The following is a 22,456-nucleotide window of genomic DNA, read 5'->3' on the forward strand; positions in this document are numbered from 1 at the left end:
TCTTTTTTCCTAAAAACCTAACTTTCTCGAAATGTCAAGCGCCGCCTTTTTCACTCTTTCGGTCAAATAAGGAAGACGGTCTTTCTGAAAGCGGGCTTCAAACCCGGCGATGCTGATCCCCGCCGCGACTTCGCGCTTATGATTGAAAATCGGCGCGGCGATCGCAGAGGTGTAGTCTTCGAGCTCCGAATGACTGACCGTGCAGCCGCTCCGGTACGACTCATTCAAAATACGGATCAGCTCGTTCTTATCCCGGATCGTACCGGAAGCGATCGGCACCAGCTCTGTTTTCTTGATATAGGCATCCCGCTCCTCTTCAGGCAAAAATGTCAGAATGCTTCTTGCGCAGGCTCCGGCATATAAAGGGGACCGCCTCCCGATCGCTGTATAGAGGCGAACGGTCTGCGTGCCCTCAATTTTTTCTATATACATCGCTTCATTTCCCTGCCTCACGATCAAATGGACGGCTTCATCCACGTCATCGCGGAGTTCTTCCATGATAGGCAGAGCGATTTTTCGGATATCAAGCCTTTCTGAAACAAGGTGGCCGTATTGCAAAAACAGCAGTCCTAAAGCATACATCCCGTTCTCGTCACGGTCGAGAAAACCCATTTCTTCGAGAGAACAAACCATGCGGTAGACAGATGTTTTCGGCATGCCTGTCAGCTCAATCATGTCGCCCAGTGAGAGCCTTTCTCTCGTCAGGAACAGATTGAGCAGGGTCATAGCTTTGACAACTGTTTTGTTTTTATGTTCCATGCCTTCCCCCTCCTGATACACATCACACCTATCATAACATGTATTCAAGCTTCAATCGGGCGGAAAGTTCGCTGATTTTCGTCTCCCGTTCGATGTAAATGCGCTCTGCTTCCTGAAGGCTGACAAGCTGAAACTGTACCTGCTCGCCCGGCATCATCTGCGTCACCTGTGAAAAATCGGCGGATACGATATGGGCGATTCTCGGATATCCGCCCGCTGTCTGTCTGTCTGCGAGAAGAACGATCGGATTGCCGTCAGGCGGCACCTGAATCGTTCCGAACGATACCGCTTCAGAGATCATTTCCAGCGGCTGAGTGAGTTCGAGCGCTTCTCCTTGAAGACGGTACCCCATCCGGTCGGATTTGGCCGTCACCCGGAATGTATCCGCGAAAAAGCGTTCTTGCGATGATGAGGTGAAGCAAGCGAACTGATCGCCTTTGATGACACGAATGACCGGATTCTTTTTTAACGGGAGAAAATATTTGCGGTCGACAGCCCACTTCGGAGCCCCAAAGCCCAAGCCATCGCCATGGTCTGCAAGCTTTCTGTACATCGCTTCCGACAACGGCGTCGGGCTGCCTAGCGATAACACGTCTCCCTTTTGAAGCGCCCTTCCTTGAAAACCGCCGAGCCCTGCTCTGACATATGTGCTTTTGCTTTCCATCACAGGCGGCACATCAATCCCCCCGGCTACCGCCATATATGCACGGCTACCGCGCTTGCACATGCCGAATGTCAACACACTGCCTTCTTTGATGAAAACCGGACGCCAAAGCGGGACTTCTTCGTCATTTACCATCAGTGAAAAGTCAGCGCCCGTCACCGCTATAAGAGCCGGTTTTTGAAAGCGGAGAGACGGCCCCGGTCCCATCAGCGTCACTTCAAGCGCAGCTTCGTTCTGGCTGTTCCCCGCGAGCAGATTGGCAATCCGCAAAGAATCGGCATCCATGGCCCCGCTGACAAGCACGCCGTATTTTTGAAAACCTGCACGGCCCAAGTCTTGAACCGTCGTCATCAGACCCGGCTTTAACACTTCTATGCTCAAGATTTTCCCTCCTTCAGCGCGTGATACTCCTCTTCTGTCACGCTGACAAATTTCACGATATCCCCTGCTCTCAGAAGGCTCGGAGGCTGTTCATAAGGCTTGAATAATTCAAGCGGCGTATTGCCGATCAGCTGCCAGCCGCCCGGCGTTGAAAGGGGATAGACGCCTGTTTGCATGCCGGCGATTCCTACTGAGCCGGCGGGAATCGTAGTCCGCGGAGAGGACCGCCGCGGCGCGGCTATCTTTTCAGACATTCCGCCTAAGTAAGGGAAGCCCGGCGCAAAGCCGATCATATAAACGAGGTACTCACCCGAGGTGTGAATATCGATGACTTCCTGTGCAGTCAGTCCGTTGATGTCGGCCACTTCCTCCAAATCAGGGCCGAAACGGCCGCCGTAACAAACCGGAATTTCCACCGTACGCTGATTTGTTTCTTCTTCCATTGTGAGCTCTTGGAGATGATGTTCGATGAGGGCTTTTACCTTTTCATACGGAGAATCAACAGCCTTGCCGCTCTCCATCTTGCGGTATACTTCAAACGGCTGATAGAAAACGGTCACACTCGTGAAAGCCGGCACACACTCAATAAAACCGGGAAACGGATCGTTTTCAATCCGCTTTGTCAGTGCACTGACGACACGATGCGTCTGTTCGCTTATCCCCTCTCCGAGCTGAATGATAACCGCGGAGTCGCCGAGCGGAGACATTGTCACATTCGATAGATTTTTCATTCTGTTTCACCTTGCCTTTCATCCCCTTAAATCAAAAATCAATACAGATAAACCACTCTGTATTGATTTTGAGATCCTATAACACGCCAAATTGTTCGTCCCGAACATCGGTAACAAGCATATGGCCGGGCGAATGCGTGATCATCAGCTCCGGCTTTACGTGCATGGCGACGGCCTGAGGGGTGACGCCGCATGCCCAAAATACCGGAACTTCTCCTTTTTTTATCGTGACCGCATCGCCGAAATCGGGTTTTGCGATGTCTGTTATACCGATGGCTTCAGGACTGCCGATATGGACAGGTCCTCCGTGAACAGCGGGAAACCTTGATGTAACCTGAACGGCACGCACCGCCTGCTCTTCCGGAACCGGCCTCATACTGACAACCATCGGCCCTTGAAAACGGCCTGCCGGGACACAAGGAATATTCGTTTGATACATCGGAACATTTCGCTTTTCTTCAATGTGTCTGACAGGGATTCCGTTATTGATTAACGCTTGTTCAAACGTAAAGCTGCAGCCGATTAAAAAACCGACCATGTCGTTTTCCCATAAAGAATGGATATCGGTCACTTCATCCGCCAATTCGCCGCGCCTGTATACGCGGTATTTCGGAAAATCGGTGCGGATATCGGCATCCGGCGCCGTGATGGACGGAACCGGAGATCCGGGATCTGTGACATCGAGAATCGGACACGGCTTTTGATTGCGCTGGCAAAACAGCAAAAACTCAAAAGCGAGCTCTTTTTTCAAAATCACCAGGTTTGCCTGGGTAAAACCCCCGGCCATCCCGGCTGTCGGACCCGTTATTTCGCCTTTTCGAATCAGGGCCCTGACTTCGTCAGGGCGCATTTCATTTACATGACGCAACGATATCATCCCCATAACTTAGGAATTTCATTGATTAACGTATAGCCTCCCATGATGGCCATAACAATAACGACCAGAACACCCGGAATTGTAAGCCAGATCGGATGCCTGTAGTCGCCGACAATATTCTTCTTATGCGCGCCGATCAGAAGGGATCCGAGTGCGATAGGCAAAATTAAGCCGTTTAATGCGCCGGCAAGAACGAGAAGGTTGACCGGCTTTCCAATTGTTACAAAACAAAGCGTTGATACAATAATAAAGACAATTATAATGCCGCGCGAATTCTTTTCGATTTTCGGAGAAAACGTTTTAAAGAATGATACCGACGTATAAGCAGCGCCGATTACAGATGTAACGGCAGCTCCCCACATGACGAGGCCGAAAATTTTGTAGCCGATATTTCCCGCAGCAAGCTGGAAGACAGAAGCCGGCGGGTTATCCGGATTAATGTGCAGGCCTTTTGAGACGACTCCAAGTACAGCAAGGAAAAGCGCAATTCTCATGACAGATGTGATCAAAATGCCGGAAACAGAGCTTTTCGTTACTTCAGGAATCGCAGCCCTCCCTTTAACACCCGCATCAAGCAAACGGTGTCCGCCGGCAAATGTAATGTATCCGCCGACCGTACCGCCGACAAGCGTCACAATCGCAAGAATGTCGATATTATCAGGCATGATCGTTTTTGTTACTGCTTCTCCAACCGGAGGACCGGTCGTAATCGCAACGTACACCACTAATAAAATCATGACAAAGCCCGCGATCAGCGTAAACCGGTCCATCGCTTTTCCCGCTTCTTTAATGACAAAGATCAAAACCGCGATCGCGGCGCTGATGATCGCACCCGTCTGCGGTGTAATGCCGAATAAAACCTGGAGGCCGAGACCGGCGCCTCCGATATTGCCGATGTTGAAAGCAAGCCCGCCCAGAACGACGAGAAATGCGATGACATAGCCGAGTCCAGGAAAGACGAGGTTGGCGATTTCCTGCCCTCTTTTTTCAGAAACCGCAATGATTCTCCATACATTGGTTTGAACGAAGATATCTAAAATGATGGAAACGAGGATGACAAAGCCGAAGCTTGCAGCCAAGCTCTGTGTAAAGACTGTGGTTTGCGTTAAAAATCCCGGCCCGATTGAGGATGTGGCCATTAAAAAAGCGGCGCCCAAAAGCAACGTCCAGTTGCTTGATGACGCTTTTGTTTTTTTATTTTGTTTCAAATGGTATTCCTCCTTTTGTCAACATCATGTAGAAAAAGCTTGTATTTTAATATCTGCTGCTCTGAGTTCACGGCGGATTTTTTTCGCAAACTGAAGCGCGTGTGCACCATCTCCGTGAATGCACACCGTATCTGCTTTAAGGCTGACATCCGTTCCTTGCAGGCTGCGGACTTTGCCTTCTTTGACCATGCGGATCACCTGACCGACGGCTTCATCATCATCATGAATCAGCGCATCATTCTGGCGGCGGGAAGTCAGCGTTCCGTCTTCCTGATATGTACGGTCGGCGAACACTTCGTGAGCCGTTTTCAAACCGGCTCTTTCACCGGCAAGCACAAGTTCGCTTCCCGCCAAACCGAATAAAATCAGTTCCGGGTCTGTTTGATAAACTGCACGCGCGATCGCATCCGACAGTTCCCGGCTTTGCGCCGCCATATTATACAGTGCGCCATGGGGTTTCACATGCTGCATGGTCACACCTTCGGCTTTTAAAAATCCTGAAAGCGCACCGATTTGATACACGACAAGATCGTATGCTTCTTCAGGCGAAATCGCCATATTGCGGCGCCCGAATCCCGCTAAATCGGGAAGTCCCGGATGCGCGCCGATTTTCACGCCTTTTTCCGCCGCCATTTTGACGGTTTTGCGCATGACGCCAGGGTCTCCGGCATGAAATCCGCAAGCGATGTTGGCTGATGTAACAAATTCGAGAATCTCCTCATCGAGCCCGATTTTATAAGCGCCGAAGCTTTCTCCAAGATCGCAGTTTAAATCAACTTGATTCATCAAATCCCCCCTATATATTGATGCACATTCGGTCGAATTTTAGTATATCCCTCATTTTGTTCCGATTTTTGGAACCTTAATTCCGAATAATCAAACTTGAATAGATTATATCAAGGATTTGCCCGCTTGGCATCATATTGTTAGAAAACCTCACATAAAATAAATCGTTTTACCTAAAAACTTTTAGCTGAAATACCTAATTCATAAGGGTTTTTCAGCTCATGAATATTTTTTATTTTGTACAAAAAAAAGAGCCGCAAATCGGCTCTTTTTTCGGCTAGGATAACACCCAATGCCTGATCGCTTTTGCGACTCCGTGTTCGATATTGGAATCCGTGATCCAGTCAGCGGTTTCTTTGACGATTTCCTGGGCGTTCCCCATGGCAACGCCTAAACCCGCTTCTTTGATCATGGCGATATCATTTAAACTGTCTCCTACCGCCATCACATGTTCCATCGTAAAGCCGAGGCGCTCGCATACTTTTTCCAAAGCGGCCGCTTTATTGATCCCGATGGCGTTGACTTCAATATTGGTCGGGCTTGAATTGCTGACTTCCAATTCTTTGTTCTTTTTCAGCTCTTCCAGGACCCGGTTTCTGACGGCGTCATCCGGAATATCAAAGCCGAATTTCAGCCATTCATACGCCTGAATATCCTCAGGAAACTCGCCTCTCCACACTTTATCGACGCTGGCGGCCCAGAAATCGGTGTTGTGCAGATTGCGCAAATCCCACATCATTTGGACATGATCGGGATGTAGCAGCTGACGCTCGACCAGGTTAAAAGACGAATCCCAGATTTCACTGCCGTTTGCCGTGATCAAAAAAGAAGACAGTTCGAGCGACTCCGCCAACTCCCGGCACGTCATCAGCGTCCGGCCGGTGCTGAGCACGACATAAATCCCTTTTTCCTCAGCTTCTTTAATCGCATTTCTGTTTTCATCAGAAATGGTCTGTTCATCATTTAAAAGTGTTCCATCCATATCCAGAGCTACTAGCTTCACATCGATTCGATCTCTTTGACTGACTGACACGATATTTAAGATACCTCACTTTTTTTAGGCTTTTATCTATTCTAATATAAAAATCGGCCAGGACAAAGAAATCTTAAACGAGCTGTTCAGCCGCCTGTGCGATATGTTCTGCGGTCAAACGGTAATATTTTTTCAAATAATCGATCGTCCCGACCTGTCCGAAGGCTTCATGGACCCCGATTCTCTTGAGCGGAGCGGGATGATGTTCACTCAGCACTTCCGCGACTGCGCTTCCCAATCCGCCTATGACATTATGGTTTTCTGCAGTGACAATCGCATTCGTTTTTTGTGCGTAATGAATCACGGTTTCTTGATCGATCGGCTTGATGCAATACATATCGATGACCGCTGCATCGATCCCTTTTTCTTTTAGCAGTTCAGCCGCCTGCAAAGCTTCTGCGACCATGATGCCGCTGGCAAACAGCGCCGCATCGCTGCCGTCTTTGAGAACTTTTGCTTTTCCGTCTGCAAATGTTTCATGTTCATCATAAAGCCTGACCGCCTTTTTTCTGATCGTCCTGATATAGTGAATGCCGTACTCTGCCGCAGCCTTTTTGATCAAAAATTGGAGCATTGCCGCATCGCTTGCTTCATAAACAAAGGCATTCGGGATGAGCCGGGCGAGTCCCAAATCTTCAAAGGCCATGTGGGTTCCGCCGTTATGTTCAGCCGTAATTCCCGAATCTGAACCAAGGATCTTGATGTTTGTTTTGGCATATGCACCTGAAACAAACAGCTGGTCAAAGCAGCGTCTTGTCGCAAACTGGGCGAACGTGTGAACAAACGGGATTCTTCCGGTTAACGAAAGACCGGCCGCAATCCCTATCATATTGGCTTCCATGATCCCGCAATTGATCACTTGCTCGGGAATGCGCCGTTTAATTTTGTCCATGGAAATCGAGCTCATCAAATCCGCTTCCAACGCCACGATGTCCGCGTTTTCCTGAGCCAGTTCATAAACGGCCGAGCTGTATGCCTGCCTCATTTCGACAGCATCCAGCCTTACATTTGCTGCCGCCTCATTCATGCCCTCACTTCCTTTTCTTCAAGCGTCATGATGATCTTTTCGATTATGCGATTTTGTTCATCATTCGCTCTAATGTGGTGGCTGTTCTCCATATTTTCAAAATAAGGGATGCCCTTTCCCTTCACCGTATCAAGGATGACGGCAACCGGCCTTTCCCGCTGGGCTTCTCCTCTTTTGACCGCTTGATAAATCGCATCCGGTTCATGTCCGTTTACCCTTTCGGAATAAAACCCGAAGGCTGAAAATTTGCTGACAAAATCCAGCGGATCGATAATGTCTTTAGTCGGACCGTCCAGCTGTTGTTTATTATCATCCACAAACACATAAAGATTGTGGAGCTTATGGTGTGCCGCGAATTGGATCGCTTCCCAGCATTGACCTTCATTCAGCTCACCGTCGCCGACAATGACAAAGGTCCGGTTAGTGCGTCCTGAAAGCTTGTGCGACAGCGCGACTCCTGCCGCAGCCGAGATCCCCTGGCCAAGCGACCCGGTCGTCATATCGACTCCCGGTGTTAAATTCCGGTCAGGATGCGACGGAAGAGCCGTGCCGTTTCGGTTTAGCGTATATAGCACACCTTCTTCAAAATAGCCGGTAAGATGAAGCGCTGCATACAAGGCGGGGCCGCCGTGCCCTTTTGAAAGGATCAAGAAGTCCCGATCTTCCCACGACGGATTGGCGGGATCTATTTTCATCACCTTTCCATACAAAACGGCCAACACATCGGCGATTGACAAGCTGCCTCCATAATGCCCAAAACCGAGGTGATGAAGCTGTTTCAGTGTCAGCAGCCTGATTTGATCACGAAAACGTTCCATATTGATTTCCCTCACTGACATCATTGCCCACTCCTTTACGCTTCAGCTTTATGATCGGACTTCTCCGCCTTTCCGCGTTTAAAGCCCAGTAAGACCGCTCCAGCCACTACTGCTGCGATTCCAATTACAACTCCTCCAGACCCCAGCAGTTTCAACGCATGCCCAAGCACGATTCCTGTCGCGGCAAAGTCGGTATCGGAAAATGTCGTATTGGCAAAGCCTAAATCACCCATGACCGGCAGCAGAAACACAGGGAAAAACGTAATGATCAGACCGTTGACAAAAGACCCCAAGACCGCTCCCCGTATCCCCCCTGCAGCGTTTCCGAAGACGCCGGCCGAGGCTCCTGTGAAAAAGTGGGGAACCACTCCGGGAAGAACGATGACGGCTCCGGCTGCTCCGAGAATCAACATGCCGGTGATGCCGCCAATGAAGCTGCAAAAAAAGCCGATTAATACGGCGTTTGGCGCGTACGGAAAAATGATCGGACAATCCAGTGCCGGCTTGGAATCCGGCACAAGTTTGTCAGATATGCCTTTAAAAGCCGGAACGATCTCTGCGAGCACGAGTCTGACTCCCGAAAGAATAATAAACACCCCTGCCGCAAATGTGACCGCTTGAATAACGGAGAAGACAAGGTAATGTGTACCGCCGCTCAACTCGCGCTCCACATAGCCCGCCCCTGCAAATAAGGCTATCAAAACGTACAAGATGGTCATGGTGAGCGCAATGCTGACAGAACTGTCCCTTAAAAATCCGAGGCCCTTCGGAAACCGGATTTTTTCAGTCGAGCGCGAGCCCTTGCCTGCTGCTTTGCCGATTAACCCGGACACAGCATAACCGATTGAAGAAAAGTGGCCGAACGCGACCTTATCATTACCGGTTATCTTTTTCATAAAAGGCTGAACCATCGCCGGAAACACACTCATTGTCAAACCGAGCGAAACCGCTCCGACGCCGATCAAAAACGGACCCTTTAAACCCGCCACCGCCAGTATGACGGCGATTAAACAAGCCATATACAATGTGTGATGGCCCGTCAAAAAAATGTACTTTAATCTGGTAAAACGGGCGATTAAGATGTTGGACAGCATCCCGAAAAACATAATCAGCGCTGTCGCCGTCCCGTATTCGTTGAGCGCCATCGCGACAATCGCTTCATTGTTCGGAACGACGCCGTTCACATGAAAGGCCGCTTGAAACATCTTTCCGAACGGCTCAAGCGAACCAACAAGAATACCTGCCCCGGCTGAAATCACGATAAAACCTAAAAACGATTTCGTCGTCCCTTTCACGATTTCATTGGCCGGCTTTTTTTGAAGCAGAAGACCGATAAGAGAAATAGCTGCAATTAATACAGCTGGCTGGCTTAACACATCCATCATCAGCTTTAGCGCTCTTTCACCCATTTGCAGTTCCTCCTTTTCTGTGATTAAAGCACTCCTTTTTCCTGCAATGTTTTAACCAGTTTTGTTTTCAGTTCATCCATGTCTATAATGCTTTCAAGCACGACGATATCCCGCAGGTGGGCTGCTCCTTCCGCGATATCTTTGGCAACGACAAACAAATCCGCTTGATCAGGAGACGCTGAGCTCAAATCCGAATGATCCACCTCGATCTCCATTAACCCCATTTCCTGCAAAATATCTTTAATATTCATTTCCAGCATAAAACTGCTTCCGAGTCCTGATCCGCAAACTGCCAATATCTTCATGTTATCCCTCCTGTTTTTAATTGGATGAATAGGCTTCGATTAAACGTTTGATATGATCCAACGACTCGGTTTCCTTTAAGGAGTCCTGATTTTCTTTATTGCTGAGAAGCCGGGTCAGTTGGGAAAGTGCTTTCAGATGTGTCGTATGGTCAACCGCCGCAATGCAAAACAAAAGCCTTACCGGATACTGTTCATCATCCAAAAAATAGACTGGCTCCTTCAGTTTCAGGAGACTCATTCCCACCTTTCGGACGCCCTTTTCAGGTCTTGCATGAGGAACGGCAATCTCGGGGCCGATGATCATATAAGGTCCCATCTTTTTGACATTGTCGATCATGGCATCTGTGTATTCCTTCAAGATCACCTCCTTATCAAGCAAAGGCTTTGCCGCTGTTTGAATCGCTTCTTCCCAGCTTTTGATTTGGTCAGCCATTTGAATGGTTTCATCTGTCAGCAGATCTTTCAGCACTGGTCGTTTCCCCCTTGTTTCCGTCACTTTTTGAATAAATACAATATTTTCTAATGCTTCTCTCAGGCCTTTTTCGTCTATGATATTGGCATGCTTCTTGAGGATGTGAAGAAATTCGTCTGTCAAAAGCTCCTTTTGCTTCACGCCGAACAGTTCCCGATACACTTCATTGACAAGCCTGCTTTTTTCAGCGGGTGTCATCAGCGGCCCGACCATGTAGTATCGCTTTTTGGTTTTAAGCTCAACGGTGGAAAACACGGCATCATAACGGTCAAAGACGTCAGGTGTGAATTCCTGCAAAGACATCGCCTTCTCAACGACAATCTCTGAAAATAGCGATTCAAGCTGGCGCCTGACCATCAAGGATGAGCTGACGCCGCTCGGGCAAATGACGACAGCCGTCTTTTTCGATGATCCGGACTGTACGGGCTGTTCAAGCAATGCACCAAAGTGAATCGTGATAAAGCCGATTTCTTCTTCTGGAACCGGTTTGTTCAGCAGCGCTTCAAGGTGCCGCATCAGCTTTTGAACGATGGTAAACAATTCTTTGTGCTCTTTCTTAATTTTGCTGAGCAGGGGATTGTGAATCGGGATGCGGTATTTCATTCTGAAATATGCCGGCTTCAAGTGCCGATAAAGAGATTCCGCCACCTCGCGCCTCCTTGGAAATGTGATGCATGCTCTTGATTCAAATTCAAACACAAGCTTTTCACACAGCTGATAAAGCGGATCATGCGCCGGCTGTTGTCCGAATGAAAGCCCGAGCAGCTGGATCAAAATATAACAAAGTTCGGTTTCATGGACGGGAATCCGAAGTTCATTCACAAGCCTTACGGCTGCGTTTTTCAGCGGACTTTGCTTTAAAAGCTCCCCCTCCTCCTGGTGAAAACGGACAATTTTTCCTTCGGCCACTCTGATCGAATACATCATCAGAAAGTAAACAAATTCATTGAGCCTTTCTTCAACGAGTTGAATCCTGTATTCTTTGTAGACAAGTTCAACCGCTCTTTTCGTTTCTTGTTGTGTGTGACCGCATGAGCCGGAAACTTTTAAAATATAATGAAGGATTTCTTTGCCGTAAGGCTTTTGCAGGAAAGAAGAAAGGTGGTGCATGACCGGAACTCTTTTATCAAACTCGCTTCCTATTAAATGATAGCCGCGCTGTCTTGTATATCTGATCGCCACCAAAAACGGAGCCAGCGCCTCATTCGCTTTTTTCACATCATTCATGACCGTATTTTTGCTGACCTGCAATAACTGTGTGAGATGAGCGGATGAAATCGGCTCCCTGCGGACAAACAGAAACATGTACAAGGCTTTGATCCGCTCTTCCTGCGTAAAAATAAACGAGCGGCCGATGTCTGAACAGGCTTCGGAGAACCGCAATTCAAGCAATTTTTCCGGAACGGCCAGCCGGTTCTTTCTTTTATACTCGATTTCAGGCAGCTGCTTGCCAGTCAGCCAATGATTGATTTTGTCCAGGTCATAGCAGATTTGCCGTTTTGATAATTGAAAATGATCAAGCAGCTGATGCATTGTCGCTTCTCTGACACGCAGCAAATATTGAAGCAATTGAGCCGGACGTTTCTCGTTGATCATTTTTGCGCCCCCCTTATTGTCATCATATAATAAAGCGTTTTCATTTTGTTTGCCGATTGGGTCCAATTCATGGGACTTCCGATCTTCAAGATTGGTCTGATATCCTTCTTTTTTATCGTACAAGCATGAAAAAAACCTCTCAGAGGATGTTGAGAGGTTTTTTTCTATCAATCAGCTGTCATGCCAATATACTTTCATCAAATCTTCCGACCACTTCGGCTGTATGATTTGCCCTTTCGGAAGAAACTCTTTCATCACAGGTTTGATATCGATTACAGGTGTTCCGTCAATCGCATCCAACCCTTTCACTACAAGCTTGCTCCCGGATTTTTCAAGGAGTGTCACAACGGTTGCGCCGAGCCTGTTTGGCCTGTTTTTTCCCCGTTGGGCAAAAATGCCTGTCTCAGGATAGTTTTGATTGTTTCTCGGGCGCCTCGCCTGATATTGTATTTGATCTTCTTTTACTTGATGAAAGTAAAAGATAATGTCCAGATGAGAAAATGCTTCGATCCCTTTTAAAGCGTCCGGATGGATATCTTCAGCCAAATTAATTTCAGAAATCACATCGCCCCAATGATCATCCTTCGGCACAGTCCGCAAGTTTTTCACAAACGCGACAGGCTTTATTTCTATCAATTTTATCCCCCGCTTTCACTTCGCTTCCATAAAAATCCCGATCTCCGCTTTCGCTGCCGGTTTTCCGTTTACTGAGGCGGTTCCGTTGCCGAATAAAAACCCCCTTTTAAAGCGGGAAACTTCAAAATAAAGATCAAGTTTGTCTCCCACAAAGACCTTGCCGGTGTATTCAGCTTTTTTCACCGAAGACAGAAAGCCGATCTCAGCTGAGTCTTTGAGCGCAGTAAATGCAGCGGTCTGAGCCAGCGCTTCAATGATGATGGAAAACGGCATTTCCTTTTGGTTTTCCGTCATAAACCAGTCGTTTTCCGTTATGAATTTATATCCTTTCACCCATTTTCCCGGCTCGCTTTCTACTACGCGGTCAATGAATAGAAACGGGTATTGATGCGGCAGTACAGAATTGTTCACGCTGATCATCCTTTTTTACATGATTATACCGTACTCTTTTAATTAGCGCGATGACACAGAATGAAGCTGCTGAGCGCCCAAAAATTCCACCAAGACAAAAAGACCGGGGCCTAAGCCCCCGGCTTTGCTTCATCCATTCGATTTCAGATTGTCCGGGAAGATGGTCAGATCCACTCCCCATAAATTCGGCAAAATGTAGAACACAGCTCCGACGATTAAAATCAGTGTGAAAATATTAATGACAAAGCCGGTTCGAACCATCTCGCTGATCTTCAATTTGCCCGATGCGAAAATAATTGCATTCGGCGGCGTGCCGACCGGCAGCATGAAGGCGCAGTTTGCCGCCATTGCAGCAGGCACCATCAATGCGTACGGGTGGACATTCAGCGCTAACGCGAGCGAGGCCAGTACAGGCAGAATCATAGTCGCTGTAGCCGTATTCGACGTAATCTCCGTCAAAAACAGCACCAATGCCGCTGAGATGACAACAATGACCACAAAATTAAATCCATCTAATACCGTAAGCCTTCCGCCGATCCACTCGGCCAGACCCGTTTCTTTAAAACCGGTCGCGAGCGCCAGGCCTCCTCCGAATAAAAGGAGAATCCCCCACGGCAAGTCCTTCGATACCGACCAGTCCAATACCCTGCCCCCTTTATTGAGCGAAGGGATCAAGAAGAGCAATGAAGCTGCGAATATCGCAATCATTGTATCGTCAATACCCGGTATTTTGTCATCCCATAAAAACGTCCTCGTCACCCACATAAACGCGGCAAACCCGAAGACGAGCAGAACCATTGTTTCTTCAAAGCTCATCTTTCCGAGCTTTCTTTTTTCTTCGAGAATCAATTCTTTTCCGCCCGGAAGCTCCTTCATCTTGATCGGATGCGCCACTTTCGTCAAGTACAGCCATACCGCTACAAGCAAAATGACAACGACCGGAACGGCAAAAGCCATCCATCCACCGAAAGACACTTCAACTCCGTACAGCTTCTTAATATTGGCCGCCAAAATAATGTTCGGCGGTGTGCCGATCAGCGTACCGAGTCCGCCGATCGTTCCCGCATACCCGATGCTGAAGATCAGCGCTTTTGAAAATTTCGCTTCTTCTCCGGCTAAATCTTTTCTTTCAGATTTCATGACGGCTGATACCTGATGAATGATAGCGGTCCCAATCGGAAGCATCATCATCACCGCGGCCGTATTTGAGACCCACATCGACAAAAACCCTGTGGCCGCCATAAAACCGAGGACGATCCTTGACGTGCTCGTACCCACTACAGAAATGATATTGAGCGCGATCCGTTTATGAAGATTCCAGCGCTCCATCGCAAGTGCAATTAAGAAGCCTCCTAAAAATAAAAAGACGATCGGATCACCATAGCTTGACGTGACAGCTGCCCCTTCCAGCGCCCCGGTCAGCGGAAGCAGCACGATCGGCAGCAATGATGCAGCCGGAATCGGAACAGCTTCTGTAATCCACCAAACCGCAACCCACAACGTGGTCGCCAATACCATTCTTCCTTCATAGCTCAGTCCCTCGGGAAAAAAGAACAAAAGGACGGCGAAAAACAATGCAGGACCAAGCAGCAGCCCGATTTTCTGAGGCGTTTTATAGCTCGGCGGTTTTTCTCCCTTCATGGTTTGCTCAGACTTGATCTTTAAATCGGCATCTTTTCCCGCCCTGACAGGCATGGCGAATAAAAGCAGCCTCTTTGCTTCCCGGTGTGATCTCCAAAGCATATCCCATGCTGACACAACGCTTGATTTCATCAAAAATCCCCCTTCCCCTCTATCGATAAAGCGCTTACAATAGTAACTAAAAAGTAAGCTGCCGACTGTCGACAGTTATAACTTCATTATAACGGACAGCTAATGGCAGTCAACACTTTTTTGTCACAAAATACTCAATATTATGGTAATTTTAGGTTGGTGGTATTTTTCTCTTTTTGCTAGACTATTAGTGATTTCCGCAGTGAAAAATAAACGAGGTGAACAGCGTGAAGTTTTCGATCCAACGTGCAGTCTCTTATCATGATCAAGTCCATCATTATTTAAAAGATATGATTATTAAAGGAGGGTATCGGCCCGGCGAACGGATCTACGAATCCAAAATTGCCAAGGAGCTGCAAGTGAGCCGCAGCCCTGTCAGGGAGGCGATTCGGACACTTGAACAAGAAGGTCTGTTATTGATAGATGATAAATCAAAAATTACAGTTTATGAACCGACAATCAAAGACCTTGAAGAAATATACCAATGCCGCCAGGCGCTCGAATCCCTGGCCGTTTCATTGGCTACCCGCCTTGCTTCAAATGCAACACTGGAGCATATTTCCGAAACGCTCTCTGAAGCGCGTAAACACCAAGAAAGCCAGAGTCCGGAGTCTGCCAATGCGCTGCTTCTCCTAAATACGCGATTTCATGATCTCATCATCGAAACGAGCGAAAACGAACGCCTGCAAAAACAGCTGCTTGATTTGCGGTCGCTGACCTTTTTTTACCGGAGCAAAAACCTTGAAAAACCGGAACGCACCCTTGACATCATCAATCAGCACGAGGAGATTCTGCGTCACATGCAGGACAGAAATGACGCCAAGGCTGCCGAATCAATGTGGAAGCATATAGAGGCAGACCTTTGCTATTTAAAAGAGGTGTTGTTCGGAAGCAGTTCCGCACGCTAAAAAAGCAGGGTTACCCCTGCTTTTTTCAGCTCTGGCAGACAAATTCGGCTGTGCGGTTGATCCCTTTGATGACATCCGGAAGGCGGTCGCATTCATTCGCAACATGAACGCGCTGAAACCCTGCGGCTGCAGCCTTCTTCCCCGCTTCTTCCGTGAGGCAGACCGCCTGCAGGCGGGCAGCCGTTTTTTCCGGATGGAGGCCGATTGTCTCCGCCTCGTTTATGAACAGCTCGACGCATGTGCGATTCGCAAACATCACGATATCAACAGGAAACTCCTCGATCTCCCGTTTAACGATCGATGTAAAGCGGCTGTCGATCATCCTGTCATGTGTAATCAATATCTCACACCCGGAGTGCGGTTGATGTTGCACGGTTTCCCGGCTGCCGATCAGCAAACAGCTGCCCGAAACCGGCATTTCCGCCTGCAGAAAAGCGGAAAATCCCCGTTCTTCAAGAGCTGCTTTTACATGCAGATCTGAAGCGTAGAGCCGGCCGCGCACTTCCCTGACATCGATCTTCAAAGCGGCAAGCCGGCTGAAAAATCTGCGCAGTGACGCACTTGACGTGAACAGCAGGCTGTCAAAAGAAGCAATTCGATCTAAAACCGTATCGTCAGGCACCGTTTCGGCTGATTTCCATTTCGGCCATTCAACAACTTCAGCGCCTTGTTCACGAAGCGTCTCCACCGGGACTCGTTCTTCTTCACAGCTTTTGACCGCCATGATGTTCAGCCCGATCAAAGGCTTTTCTTCAAACCAGCTGTTCTGCCTGAATGATACGATGTCGCCGATGACGATGATCGCGGGATTTTTGATTTGATGCTCGGTTATTTTTTCCCTGATATTCTGCAATGTCCCTTTCACGCTCCGCTGCCTGCCCCATGTGCCCCATTGGATGACCATCGCGGGAACAAGGGGAGACTTGCCGTGTTTCATCAGCTGCTCGCATATATAACCAAGGTTTTTGATCCCCATGTAAAAGACGAGGGTTTGGACGCCTTTGGCCAGCCCTTCCCAATTCATCTCCGGTTTGCCCGATTTATCATGGGCGGTGACAACGGCAAAGGATGAAGCGAAATCGCGGTGGGTCACAGGCAGTCCGGCATAAAGAGGCGCGGCGATTCCCGATGTAATGCCGGGCACCATTTCGTACGGGATGCCGTGTTCGCTGACGGCTGCCGCTTCTTCTCCGACTCTGCCGAACACGCTCGGGTCTCCTCCTTTCAGCCGGACCACTTTGAGGCCTTTCAGCCCCTTTTCAATGAGCAGTGCATTGATTTCACTTTGTTTCATATAATGGCGGTCCGGGAGCTTGCCGCAGTAGACAAATTCACATGATGCTTTTGCATGCTCAAGCAGCCGGGAATTGACGAGCCTGTCATACAATATGACATCCGCCGTCTCGATCAGTGTTCTTCCTTTTAATGTGATCAATCCTGAATCGCCCGGTCCGGCCCCGACAAAATATACTTTCCCATTCCCCATCAACTGTCATCCTTCCATCTGCCGATTCTGTGAACGCGTTTGTTTTTTTAAATAAAGAGGGATCACATTGAGCGACCCTTGTGGCTGTTGACAAAAATCGCGACACGTTCGATATCGCTTGTTCAGCCGTTTAATAAACGATATATAAATCTTCACCTTCAACGACCGTTTCGTATGTCTGAACACACCCTGTGTCAGGCTCTTGGACTTTGCCGTCTTCAAGGCTGATCTTCCAGTCGTGCATCGGACAGAAGACGAATTTGCCGCTTACCATTCCTTCGGCAAGCACGCCCCCTTTGTGGGGGCAGCGGTTTTCAATCGCACGGACATTGCCGTTAGAAAGCTTGAATACCGCGATTTCCTTGTCCTCGATAAGCACTGTCTTCCCAAGCTGATTCGGCAAATCCCCGATCTTCGAAACAAACACCTTTGTTAAGTTCTTGTTCACCATGTGAATTCCTCCTCAAGTTGATTTCTCATTTTAAGAAGTGACAACATTTTCGAATAGCTGTTTTGTTGTCTTTTCGTCTTCCAAAAAGTCTTTCCACGGGTCTTTATGGACAGACAGCGCTTGATTGATGCGGTCATTCAGTTCTTTGCGTTTTTCTTTATCATTCAATATGGATTGGACGTGGGACAAGCCGACACGTTCAACCCATGCAGATGTCCGCTCTAAATAGTTGGCTGTTTCACGATAGTATTGGAGATATGCGCCTGTAATTTCGATGACTTCTTCAGCCGTTTTGACTTTCATTAACAGATCGCCTGCGCGCAAATGCGTGCCTCCGTTTCCGCCGACGTAAATTTCCCAGCCGCCGTCGATGCCGACGACGCCGATATCTTTAATGCCGGATTCGGCGCAGTTTCTCGGACAAGCGGAAACCGCCATTTTAATTTTGTGAGGCGTGTAGAGCCCTTCAAATTTTTTCTCAAGGTCAATTCCGAGGGCCATTGAGTCTTGCGTGCCGAAGCGGCAGAACTGTTCGCCTACACACGTTTTTACGGTTCTGAGCGTTTTTCCGTAAGCAAATCCTGAAGGCATATCAAGATCAGCCCATACTTTCGGAAGATCTTCTTTTTTGACGCCGATCAGGTCGATCCGCTGGCCTCCGGTCATTTTCACTAGCGGAATTTCATATTTGTCGACGACATCAGCGATGCGCCGCAAATCATTCGAATTGGTAACCCCGCCGTACATCCGCGGTACGACTGAATATGTGCCGTCTTTTTGAATGTTGGCGTGCATCCGTTCATTGACGAAGCGGGACTCTCTTTCATCTTCATATTCCTTCGGATTGATCATGCCGAGGTAGTAGTTAAGCGCAGGGCGGCATTTGGAACAGCCTTCCGCCGTTTTCCAGCCGAGCACGTTCATGACTTCTTTCGTATGGGTCAGCCCTTTTTCTCTGATTTCAGCCACGATTTCGTCTCTTGAAAGGTCCGTACATCCGCAAATCGCTTCTTTTTGTGCTGAAGCATCAAACTCTGAGCCGAGCGTATGCTGCAGAATCTCAGCGACAAGCGGCTTACATCCTCCGCAAGAGCGTGATGCGCCTGTGCAGGCTTTAATTTCATCGGTCGACGTGCAGCCCTGCTCTTTGATCGCCTGAATGATCATCCCTTTCGAAACGCCGTTGCAGCCGCATACGATCTCATCGTCGCTCATCGCAGCGGTTAAGCTCATGCCTTCCTCCTGATTCAAAGGCTGCAAGATTGAAATTTTAGAAGTATCTGAAATATCTGCTCCTTTTTGAATCATGGAAAACAGCCTGTTGCCTTCGCTGCTGTCTCCGAACAGTACGGCGCCGATCACCTGATTGCCGCGCAGAACGATTTTCTTGTAGATTCCGTCCTGTTCGTCAAACACTTTGAGCGCTTTTTTGTCTTCTCCTTCATCCTCATTAAAGTCACCGGCGGAAAAGACCTCAACACCGGAAACCTTCAGCTGGGTTGATAAAACAGATCCTTCATACGGAGCCGTTTCAACGCCGCAGATTTTTTTGGCAAGCACTTTTGCCTGTTCATAAAGAGGCGCGACAAGTCCGTAGGCAATGCCTCTATGTTCCGCACATTCTCCGACAGCGTAAATGTTGGGAACTTCGGTTTCCATGTAATCATTGACGACGATTCCTCTGTTTACCGGAAGGCCGCAGTCTTTGCCGAGCTGAACGTTCGGTTTGATTCCGACCGCCATGACGACCAAATCGGCTTCAAGCGTTGAGCCGTCTTTGAATGTTAAGCCTTCGACACGTGTTTCTCCGTAAATTTCTTCTGTCTGCTTTTCCAGCAAAAATTTCATGCCCTGCTTTTCCAGCTCTTTTTGCAAAAGCCGTCCTGCGGTTGCATCAAGCTGACGCTCCATCAAATATGGCGCGAGGTGGATAACGGTAACATCCATGCCAAGGTTAAGAAGTCCGCGCGCTGCTTCCAGTCCCAGCAATCCGCCGCCGATAACGGCTGCTTTTTTGTACGTTTTGGAAGCTTCGAGCATAATATCCGTATCCTTGATATCACGGAATGCTGTTACACCTTCTTTATCCGCTCCGGGCAATGGCAGAATAAAAGGGAGAGAACCTGTCGCCAAAATCAGTTCATCATACGGCTGGACTCTTCCCGTATCCGTGATGACGGTTTTGGACTCCGGATCAACTTTAACGACTTCTTCACCTGTATACAGCTGAATCCCGTTTTCTTCATACCAATCCCAATCATTCAGTGTAATGTCCTTAACATCCGTATCTCCTTGAAGCACTTTGGAAAGAAGAATCCGGTTATAGTTTGGGTGCGGTTCGTTTCCGAAAATCGTGATCTGAAACTCTTCGTTTGAAATTTTAAGAATTTCTTCAACGGCCCTGACCCCGGCCATACCGTTCCCTACAAGGACTAGCTGCTTTTTTTTCACTATGATCCTCCCCTTTTTCAAAACAATTCACTATACGCCCTAAACAAGTATTCTGTTTACATCTTTAAAACTATCACAAATTATAGTTAATTTTGTAAACTTTTTATGACTTTTTATGACAATTCATTCACATAATTGTCAACTGACGGACGAATTTTCACGGAGCAAACCTTAAATCCCGGCATTCTGCAAGACGGATCTAGCGTTTCCGCTATCAAATCGTTCACATTTTGCGAATCCCCCCAATGCATCGGTACAAATACGGTATCCGGCCTGATGGCTTCCGACCATTTGCTCCTGACAATGATGCTGCCTCTTTTTGACTCCACCCTGACCAGCATCCTGTCGCCAATGTTGTACTTTTCCGCCGTTTTCGGATGGATTTCCATAAATGATTCAAAGTGCCTGGCCTTGAGTGCAGCGCTCCTTCTCGTCTGTACGCCGGTTAAATAGTGAGACATTACCCTTCCGGTCGTCAGAAAAAGGGGATACTCCTCAGTCGGTTCATCTTTTTTGATCTTTGGTTCGTTCGGGACGACGCACATTTTCGCTTTTTTGTCCGGGTGGGCAAAGGATGATTCAAACAGGCGCTGTGTCCCGGGGTGCCCCTGTTCGGGACAAGGCCATAAAATGCCGCTTTCCTTTCTCAGACGTTCATAAGTGATGCCCGAATAGTCGGCAATTCCGCCGCGGCTCGCTTTTCTTAATTCATTAAAAACATCCTCTGCCGATCGATATGAGAAATAACGGCCTTTTCCAAGAGCTGCGGCGATATCGCAAATCATTTGCCAGTCATGCCTCGCTTCACCGGGGCACGGCTTTGAGGCTTCCCTTAATGTCACTCTGCCTTCCAGATTGGTCATCGTTCCTTCGTCCTCGAGATAGGATGATGCGGGGAGAATGACGTCCGCGAGTCTTGCCGTTTCAGAAAGAAACAAATCAACGGCTGCAAAAAACTTTAATTTTCCCAAAGCGGATTTGACAAAGCCGGCATTCGGGCTGGATACAACAGGGTTTGAACACATTAAAAACATCCCGGTAATTTCCCCTTCATGAACTTTCTCCATCATTTCATAAGCGGATACACCTTTTCCCGGAAGGTCTTCAGCTTTTATGCCCCAAACATCCGCAATATAGGCGCGGTCGGCTTCGTTTTCAATCGACCGGTACCCCGGCAGCTGATCTGCTTTCTGGCCGTGCTCCCGCGCGCCCTGTCCGTTTCCTTGTCCGGTGACGGCGCCGTAGCCGCAGGCAAATTTGCCGATTTTTCCAGTTGATATTAGAATATTCAGTAAATTTCTGACAGCAGCCGTTCCGTCTGTTTGCTGTTCAACCCCTCTCGCCGTGAACAGCATTCCCGTCTCCTCGCGGGCAAATTTTACTGCAGCTTTTTTGATCTGCTCGATTTGTATTCCGGTTTTGGCCGCAATGTCTTCAAGTGATAAAGACGCCACATGGCGCTTGACCTCTTCAAAACCTTCCGCTCTCTCTCTGAGAAAAGCTCCGTCTGTCAGCTGTTCTTCAATGATGACTTTCAGCATACCGTTTGCGAGCGCTGCGTCTGTCCCCGGCTTGATTTTCAAATGCAGATCGGCGATCTTGGCCGTTGCCGTTTCGCGGGGATCGATGACAATGATGTAGGCCCCGTTTTGCTTCGCTTCTTCAAAATACGGCATGATCGTCGGCTGGCACTCTGCGATATTCGTACCTGCGAGGATGATGACCCTTGCATGGGGGATCTCGGAAAGGGCATTTGTCAGCCCCCGGTCCATTCCAAAGGTTTGATTTGCAGCTGTGGCGGCCGCCGACATGCAAAGCCTGCCGTTGTAGTCAATATGCTTCGTCTTCAAGGCGACGCGGGCGAACTTCCCGAGCAAATACGCTTCTTCGTTTGTAATAGACGCGCTGCCATATACGCTCAAAGCATCACAGCCATCTTCATGCTGGATCGCTGTTACTTGCTCTTTGATGTACTGAAGCGCTTCTTCCCATGTCACACGGACGAATTCGCCGTTTTTTTTGATCAGCGGATGGGTGATCCTCTCTGAATGAAACGCGTGCTGGTGGGCGTTCATCCCTTTCATGCACAGCCGTCCTTTTGTCGTCGGATTGTCTTTTCCGACCGCCGTGTATTTTTTTCTTGTCACAATCGTCTGTTCAATGAGCTGCATTTTGCACTGCATGCTGCAAAATGGACATTGGGTGTCATACGTTTTTTCGGATTGCACTTCTTTTTGCTTTGTGCGAAAGTACTTTAGCAATCGTTCTGTCAAT

Annotated in this window: 20 protein-coding genes; 1 reads left to right on the forward strand and 19 read right to left on the reverse strand. The window is 48.4% G+C overall.

Annotated elements, in window-relative coordinates; translation table 11 throughout:
- Positions 1-9 precede the first annotated feature (9 nt).
- The 15 genes from ACH97_RS07320 to ACH97_RS07390 form a co-directional block, all read right to left on the reverse strand.
- Entirely contained in the window at positions 10-759 is a 750-nt protein-coding gene (locus ACH97_RS07320; protein WP_023857908.1) for an IclR family transcriptional regulator, read from the reverse strand.
- A gap of 31 nt (positions 760-790) precedes the next feature.
- Complete coding sequence (locus tag ACH97_RS07325) at positions 791-1,804, reverse strand: 5-oxoprolinase subunit C family protein (RefSeq protein WP_025810102.1); 1,014 nt, start codon at positions 1,802-1,804, stop codon at positions 791-793.
- Positions 1,801-2,535: a 5-oxoprolinase subunit PxpB gene (gene pxpB, locus ACH97_RS07330; RefSeq protein ID WP_025810103.1), complete on the reverse strand. Its 735-nt coding sequence runs from the start codon at positions 2,533-2,535 to the stop codon at positions 1,801-1,803. The genes ACH97_RS07325 and pxpB overlap by 4 nt, the downstream gene beginning before the upstream one ends.
- A gap of 76 nt (positions 2,536-2,611) precedes the next feature.
- On the reverse strand, positions 2,612-3,412 hold the full coding sequence (locus ACH97_RS07335) for a putative hydro-lyase (RefSeq protein ID WP_257419528.1): 801 nt from the start codon (positions 3,410-3,412) through the stop codon (positions 2,612-2,614).
- Positions 3,409-4,620, reverse strand: coding sequence for an NRAMP family divalent metal transporter (locus ACH97_RS07340; protein WP_025810105.1), 1,212 nt, complete (start codon positions 4,618-4,620; stop codon positions 3,409-3,411). Before ACH97_RS07340 ends, ACH97_RS07335 begins: the two co-directional genes overlap by 4 nt.
- Positions 4,621-4,644: 24 nt before the next feature.
- Positions 4,645-5,406 carry a 5-oxoprolinase subunit PxpA gene (gene pxpA / locus ACH97_RS07345; protein ID WP_048350569.1) on the reverse strand — a complete coding sequence of 254 codons (762 nt, stop codon included), beginning with the start codon at positions 5,404-5,406 and terminating at the stop codon, positions 4,645-4,647.
- Between the two features lie 277 nt (positions 5,407-5,683).
- Positions 5,684-6,439: a Cof-type HAD-IIB family hydrolase gene (locus ACH97_RS07350; protein ID WP_048350568.1), complete on the reverse strand. Its 756-nt coding sequence runs from the start codon at positions 6,437-6,439 to the stop codon at positions 5,684-5,686.
- A gap of 73 nt (positions 6,440-6,512) precedes the next feature.
- Positions 6,513-7,466 (reverse strand): transketolase family protein, encoded by a 954-nt coding sequence (locus ACH97_RS07355; protein WP_048350567.1) that lies wholly within the window; start codon positions 7,464-7,466, stop codon positions 6,513-6,515.
- The gene (locus tag ACH97_RS07360; protein WP_048350566.1) at positions 7,463-8,305 is read right to left on the reverse strand and encodes a transketolase; all 843 of its coding nucleotides are present in this window, start codon (positions 8,303-8,305) and stop codon (positions 7,463-7,465) included. The genes ACH97_RS07355 and ACH97_RS07360 overlap by 4 nt, the downstream gene beginning before the upstream one ends.
- 14 nt (positions 8,306-8,319) lie before the next feature.
- The gene (locus tag ACH97_RS07365) at positions 8,320-9,693 is read right to left on the reverse strand and encodes a PTS ascorbate transporter subunit IIC (RefSeq protein WP_048350565.1); all 1,374 of its coding nucleotides are present in this window, start codon (positions 9,691-9,693) and stop codon (positions 8,320-8,322) included.
- Positions 9,694-9,716: 23 nt separating this feature from the next.
- Positions 9,717-9,998 carry a PTS sugar transporter subunit IIB gene (locus tag ACH97_RS07370; protein ID WP_003179002.1) on the reverse strand — a complete coding sequence of 94 codons (282 nt, stop codon included), beginning with the start codon at positions 9,996-9,998 and terminating at the stop codon, positions 9,717-9,719.
- A gap of 16 nt (positions 9,999-10,014) precedes the next feature.
- Complete coding sequence (locus ACH97_RS07375) at positions 10,015-12,066, reverse strand: BglG family transcription antiterminator (RefSeq protein WP_041817418.1); 2,052 nt, start codon at positions 12,064-12,066, stop codon at positions 10,015-10,017.
- A 171-nt stretch (positions 12,067-12,237) separates the two neighbouring features.
- Positions 12,238-12,702, reverse strand: a complete 465-nt coding sequence (gene tsaA / locus ACH97_RS07380) for a tRNA (N6-threonylcarbamoyladenosine(37)-N6)-methyltransferase TrmO (protein WP_020450197.1) — start codon at positions 12,700-12,702, stop codon at positions 12,238-12,240.
- Positions 12,703-12,717: 15 nt separating this feature from the next.
- Positions 12,718-13,113: a 3-hydroxyacyl-ACP dehydratase FabZ family protein gene (locus ACH97_RS07385; protein WP_020450196.1), complete on the reverse strand. Its 396-nt coding sequence runs from the start codon at positions 13,111-13,113 to the stop codon at positions 12,718-12,720.
- A gap of 129 nt (positions 13,114-13,242) precedes the next feature.
- Positions 13,243-14,886, reverse strand: a complete 1,644-nt coding sequence (locus tag ACH97_RS07390) for an SLC13 family permease (RefSeq protein ID WP_020450195.1) — start codon at positions 14,884-14,886, stop codon at positions 13,243-13,245.
- A 227-nt stretch (positions 14,887-15,113) separates the two neighbouring features.
- On the opposite strand from ACH97_RS07390, the gene ACH97_RS07395 reads away from it, so the two are divergent.
- Positions 15,114-15,794, forward strand: a complete 681-nt coding sequence (locus tag ACH97_RS07395; protein WP_020450194.1) for a GntR family transcriptional regulator — start codon at positions 15,114-15,116, stop codon at positions 15,792-15,794.
- A 25-nt stretch (positions 15,795-15,819) separates the two neighbouring features.
- Here ACH97_RS07395 and cobA read toward each other — a convergent pair whose 3' ends face one another.
- From cobA to nasC, 4 genes are all read right to left on the reverse strand, one after another.
- A complete protein-coding gene (gene cobA / locus ACH97_RS07400; protein WP_020450193.1) occupies positions 15,820-17,280 on the reverse strand; it encodes a uroporphyrinogen-III C-methyltransferase in 1,461 nt (486 codons plus the stop codon).
- Between the two features lie 130 nt (positions 17,281-17,410).
- On the reverse strand, positions 17,411-17,731 hold the full coding sequence (gene nirD, locus ACH97_RS07405; protein ID WP_020450192.1) for a nitrite reductase small subunit NirD: 321 nt from the start codon (positions 17,729-17,731) through the stop codon (positions 17,411-17,413).
- A 30-nt stretch (positions 17,732-17,761) separates the two neighbouring features.
- The gene (gene nirB / locus ACH97_RS07410; RefSeq protein ID WP_020450191.1) at positions 17,762-20,182 is read right to left on the reverse strand and encodes a nitrite reductase large subunit NirB; all 2,421 of its coding nucleotides are present in this window, start codon (positions 20,180-20,182) and stop codon (positions 17,762-17,764) included.
- A 113-nt stretch (positions 20,183-20,295) separates the two neighbouring features.
- Positions 20,296-22,455 (reverse strand): assimilatory nitrate reductase catalytic subunit NasC, encoded by a 2,160-nt coding sequence (gene nasC, locus ACH97_RS07415; protein WP_025810124.1) that lies wholly within the window; start codon positions 22,453-22,455, stop codon positions 20,296-20,298.
- Position 22,456: the final 1 nt, after the last annotated feature.

It is taken from the genome of Bacillus paralicheniformis (assembly GCF_001042485.2).
Classification (GTDB): Bacteria; Bacillota; Bacilli; order Bacillales; family Bacillaceae; genus Bacillus; species Bacillus paralicheniformis.

Coding starts and splice junctions, on each gene's coding strand:
- ACH97_RS07320 (WP_023857908.1), bottom strand. CDS start 759: ATGGAACATAAAAACAAAACAGTTGTCAAAGCTATGACCCTGCTCAAT.
- pxpB (WP_025810103.1), bottom strand. CDS start 2,535: ATGAAAAATCTATCGAATGTGACAATGTCTCCGCTCGGCGACTCCGCG.
- ACH97_RS07335 (WP_257419528.1), bottom strand. CDS start 3,412: ATGATATCGTTGCGTCATGTAAATGAAATGCGCCCTGACGAAGTCAGG.
- pxpA (WP_048350569.1), bottom strand. CDS start 5,406: ATGAATCAAGTTGATTTAAACTGCGATCTTGGAGAAAGCTTCGGCGCT.
- ACH97_RS07355 (WP_048350567.1), bottom strand. CDS start 7,466: ATGAATGAGGCGGCAGCAAATGTAAGGCTGGATGCTGTCGAAATGAGG.
- ACH97_RS07360 (WP_048350566.1), bottom strand. CDS start 8,305: ATGTCAGTGAGGGAAATCAATATGGAACGTTTTCGTGATCAAATCAGG.
- ACH97_RS07365 (WP_048350565.1), bottom strand. CDS start 9,693: ATGGGTGAAAGAGCGCTAAAGCTGATGATGGATGTGTTAAGCCAGCCA.
- ACH97_RS07370 (WP_003179002.1), bottom strand. CDS start 9,998: ATGAAGATATTGGCAGTTTGCGGATCAGGACTCGGAAGCAGTTTTATG.
- ACH97_RS07375 (WP_041817418.1), bottom strand. CDS start 12,066: ATGATCAACGAGAAACGTCCGGCTCAATTGCTTCAATATTTGCTGCGT.
- ACH97_RS07390 (WP_020450195.1), bottom strand. CDS start 14,886: ATGAAATCAAGCGTTGTGTCAGCATGGGATATGCTTTGGAGATCACAC.
- cobA (WP_020450193.1), bottom strand. CDS start 17,280: ATGGGGAATGGGAAAGTATATTTTGTCGGGGCCGGACCGGGCGATTCA.
- nirD (WP_020450192.1), bottom strand. CDS start 17,731: ATGGTGAACAAGAACTTAACAAAGGTGTTTGTTTCGAAGATCGGGGAT.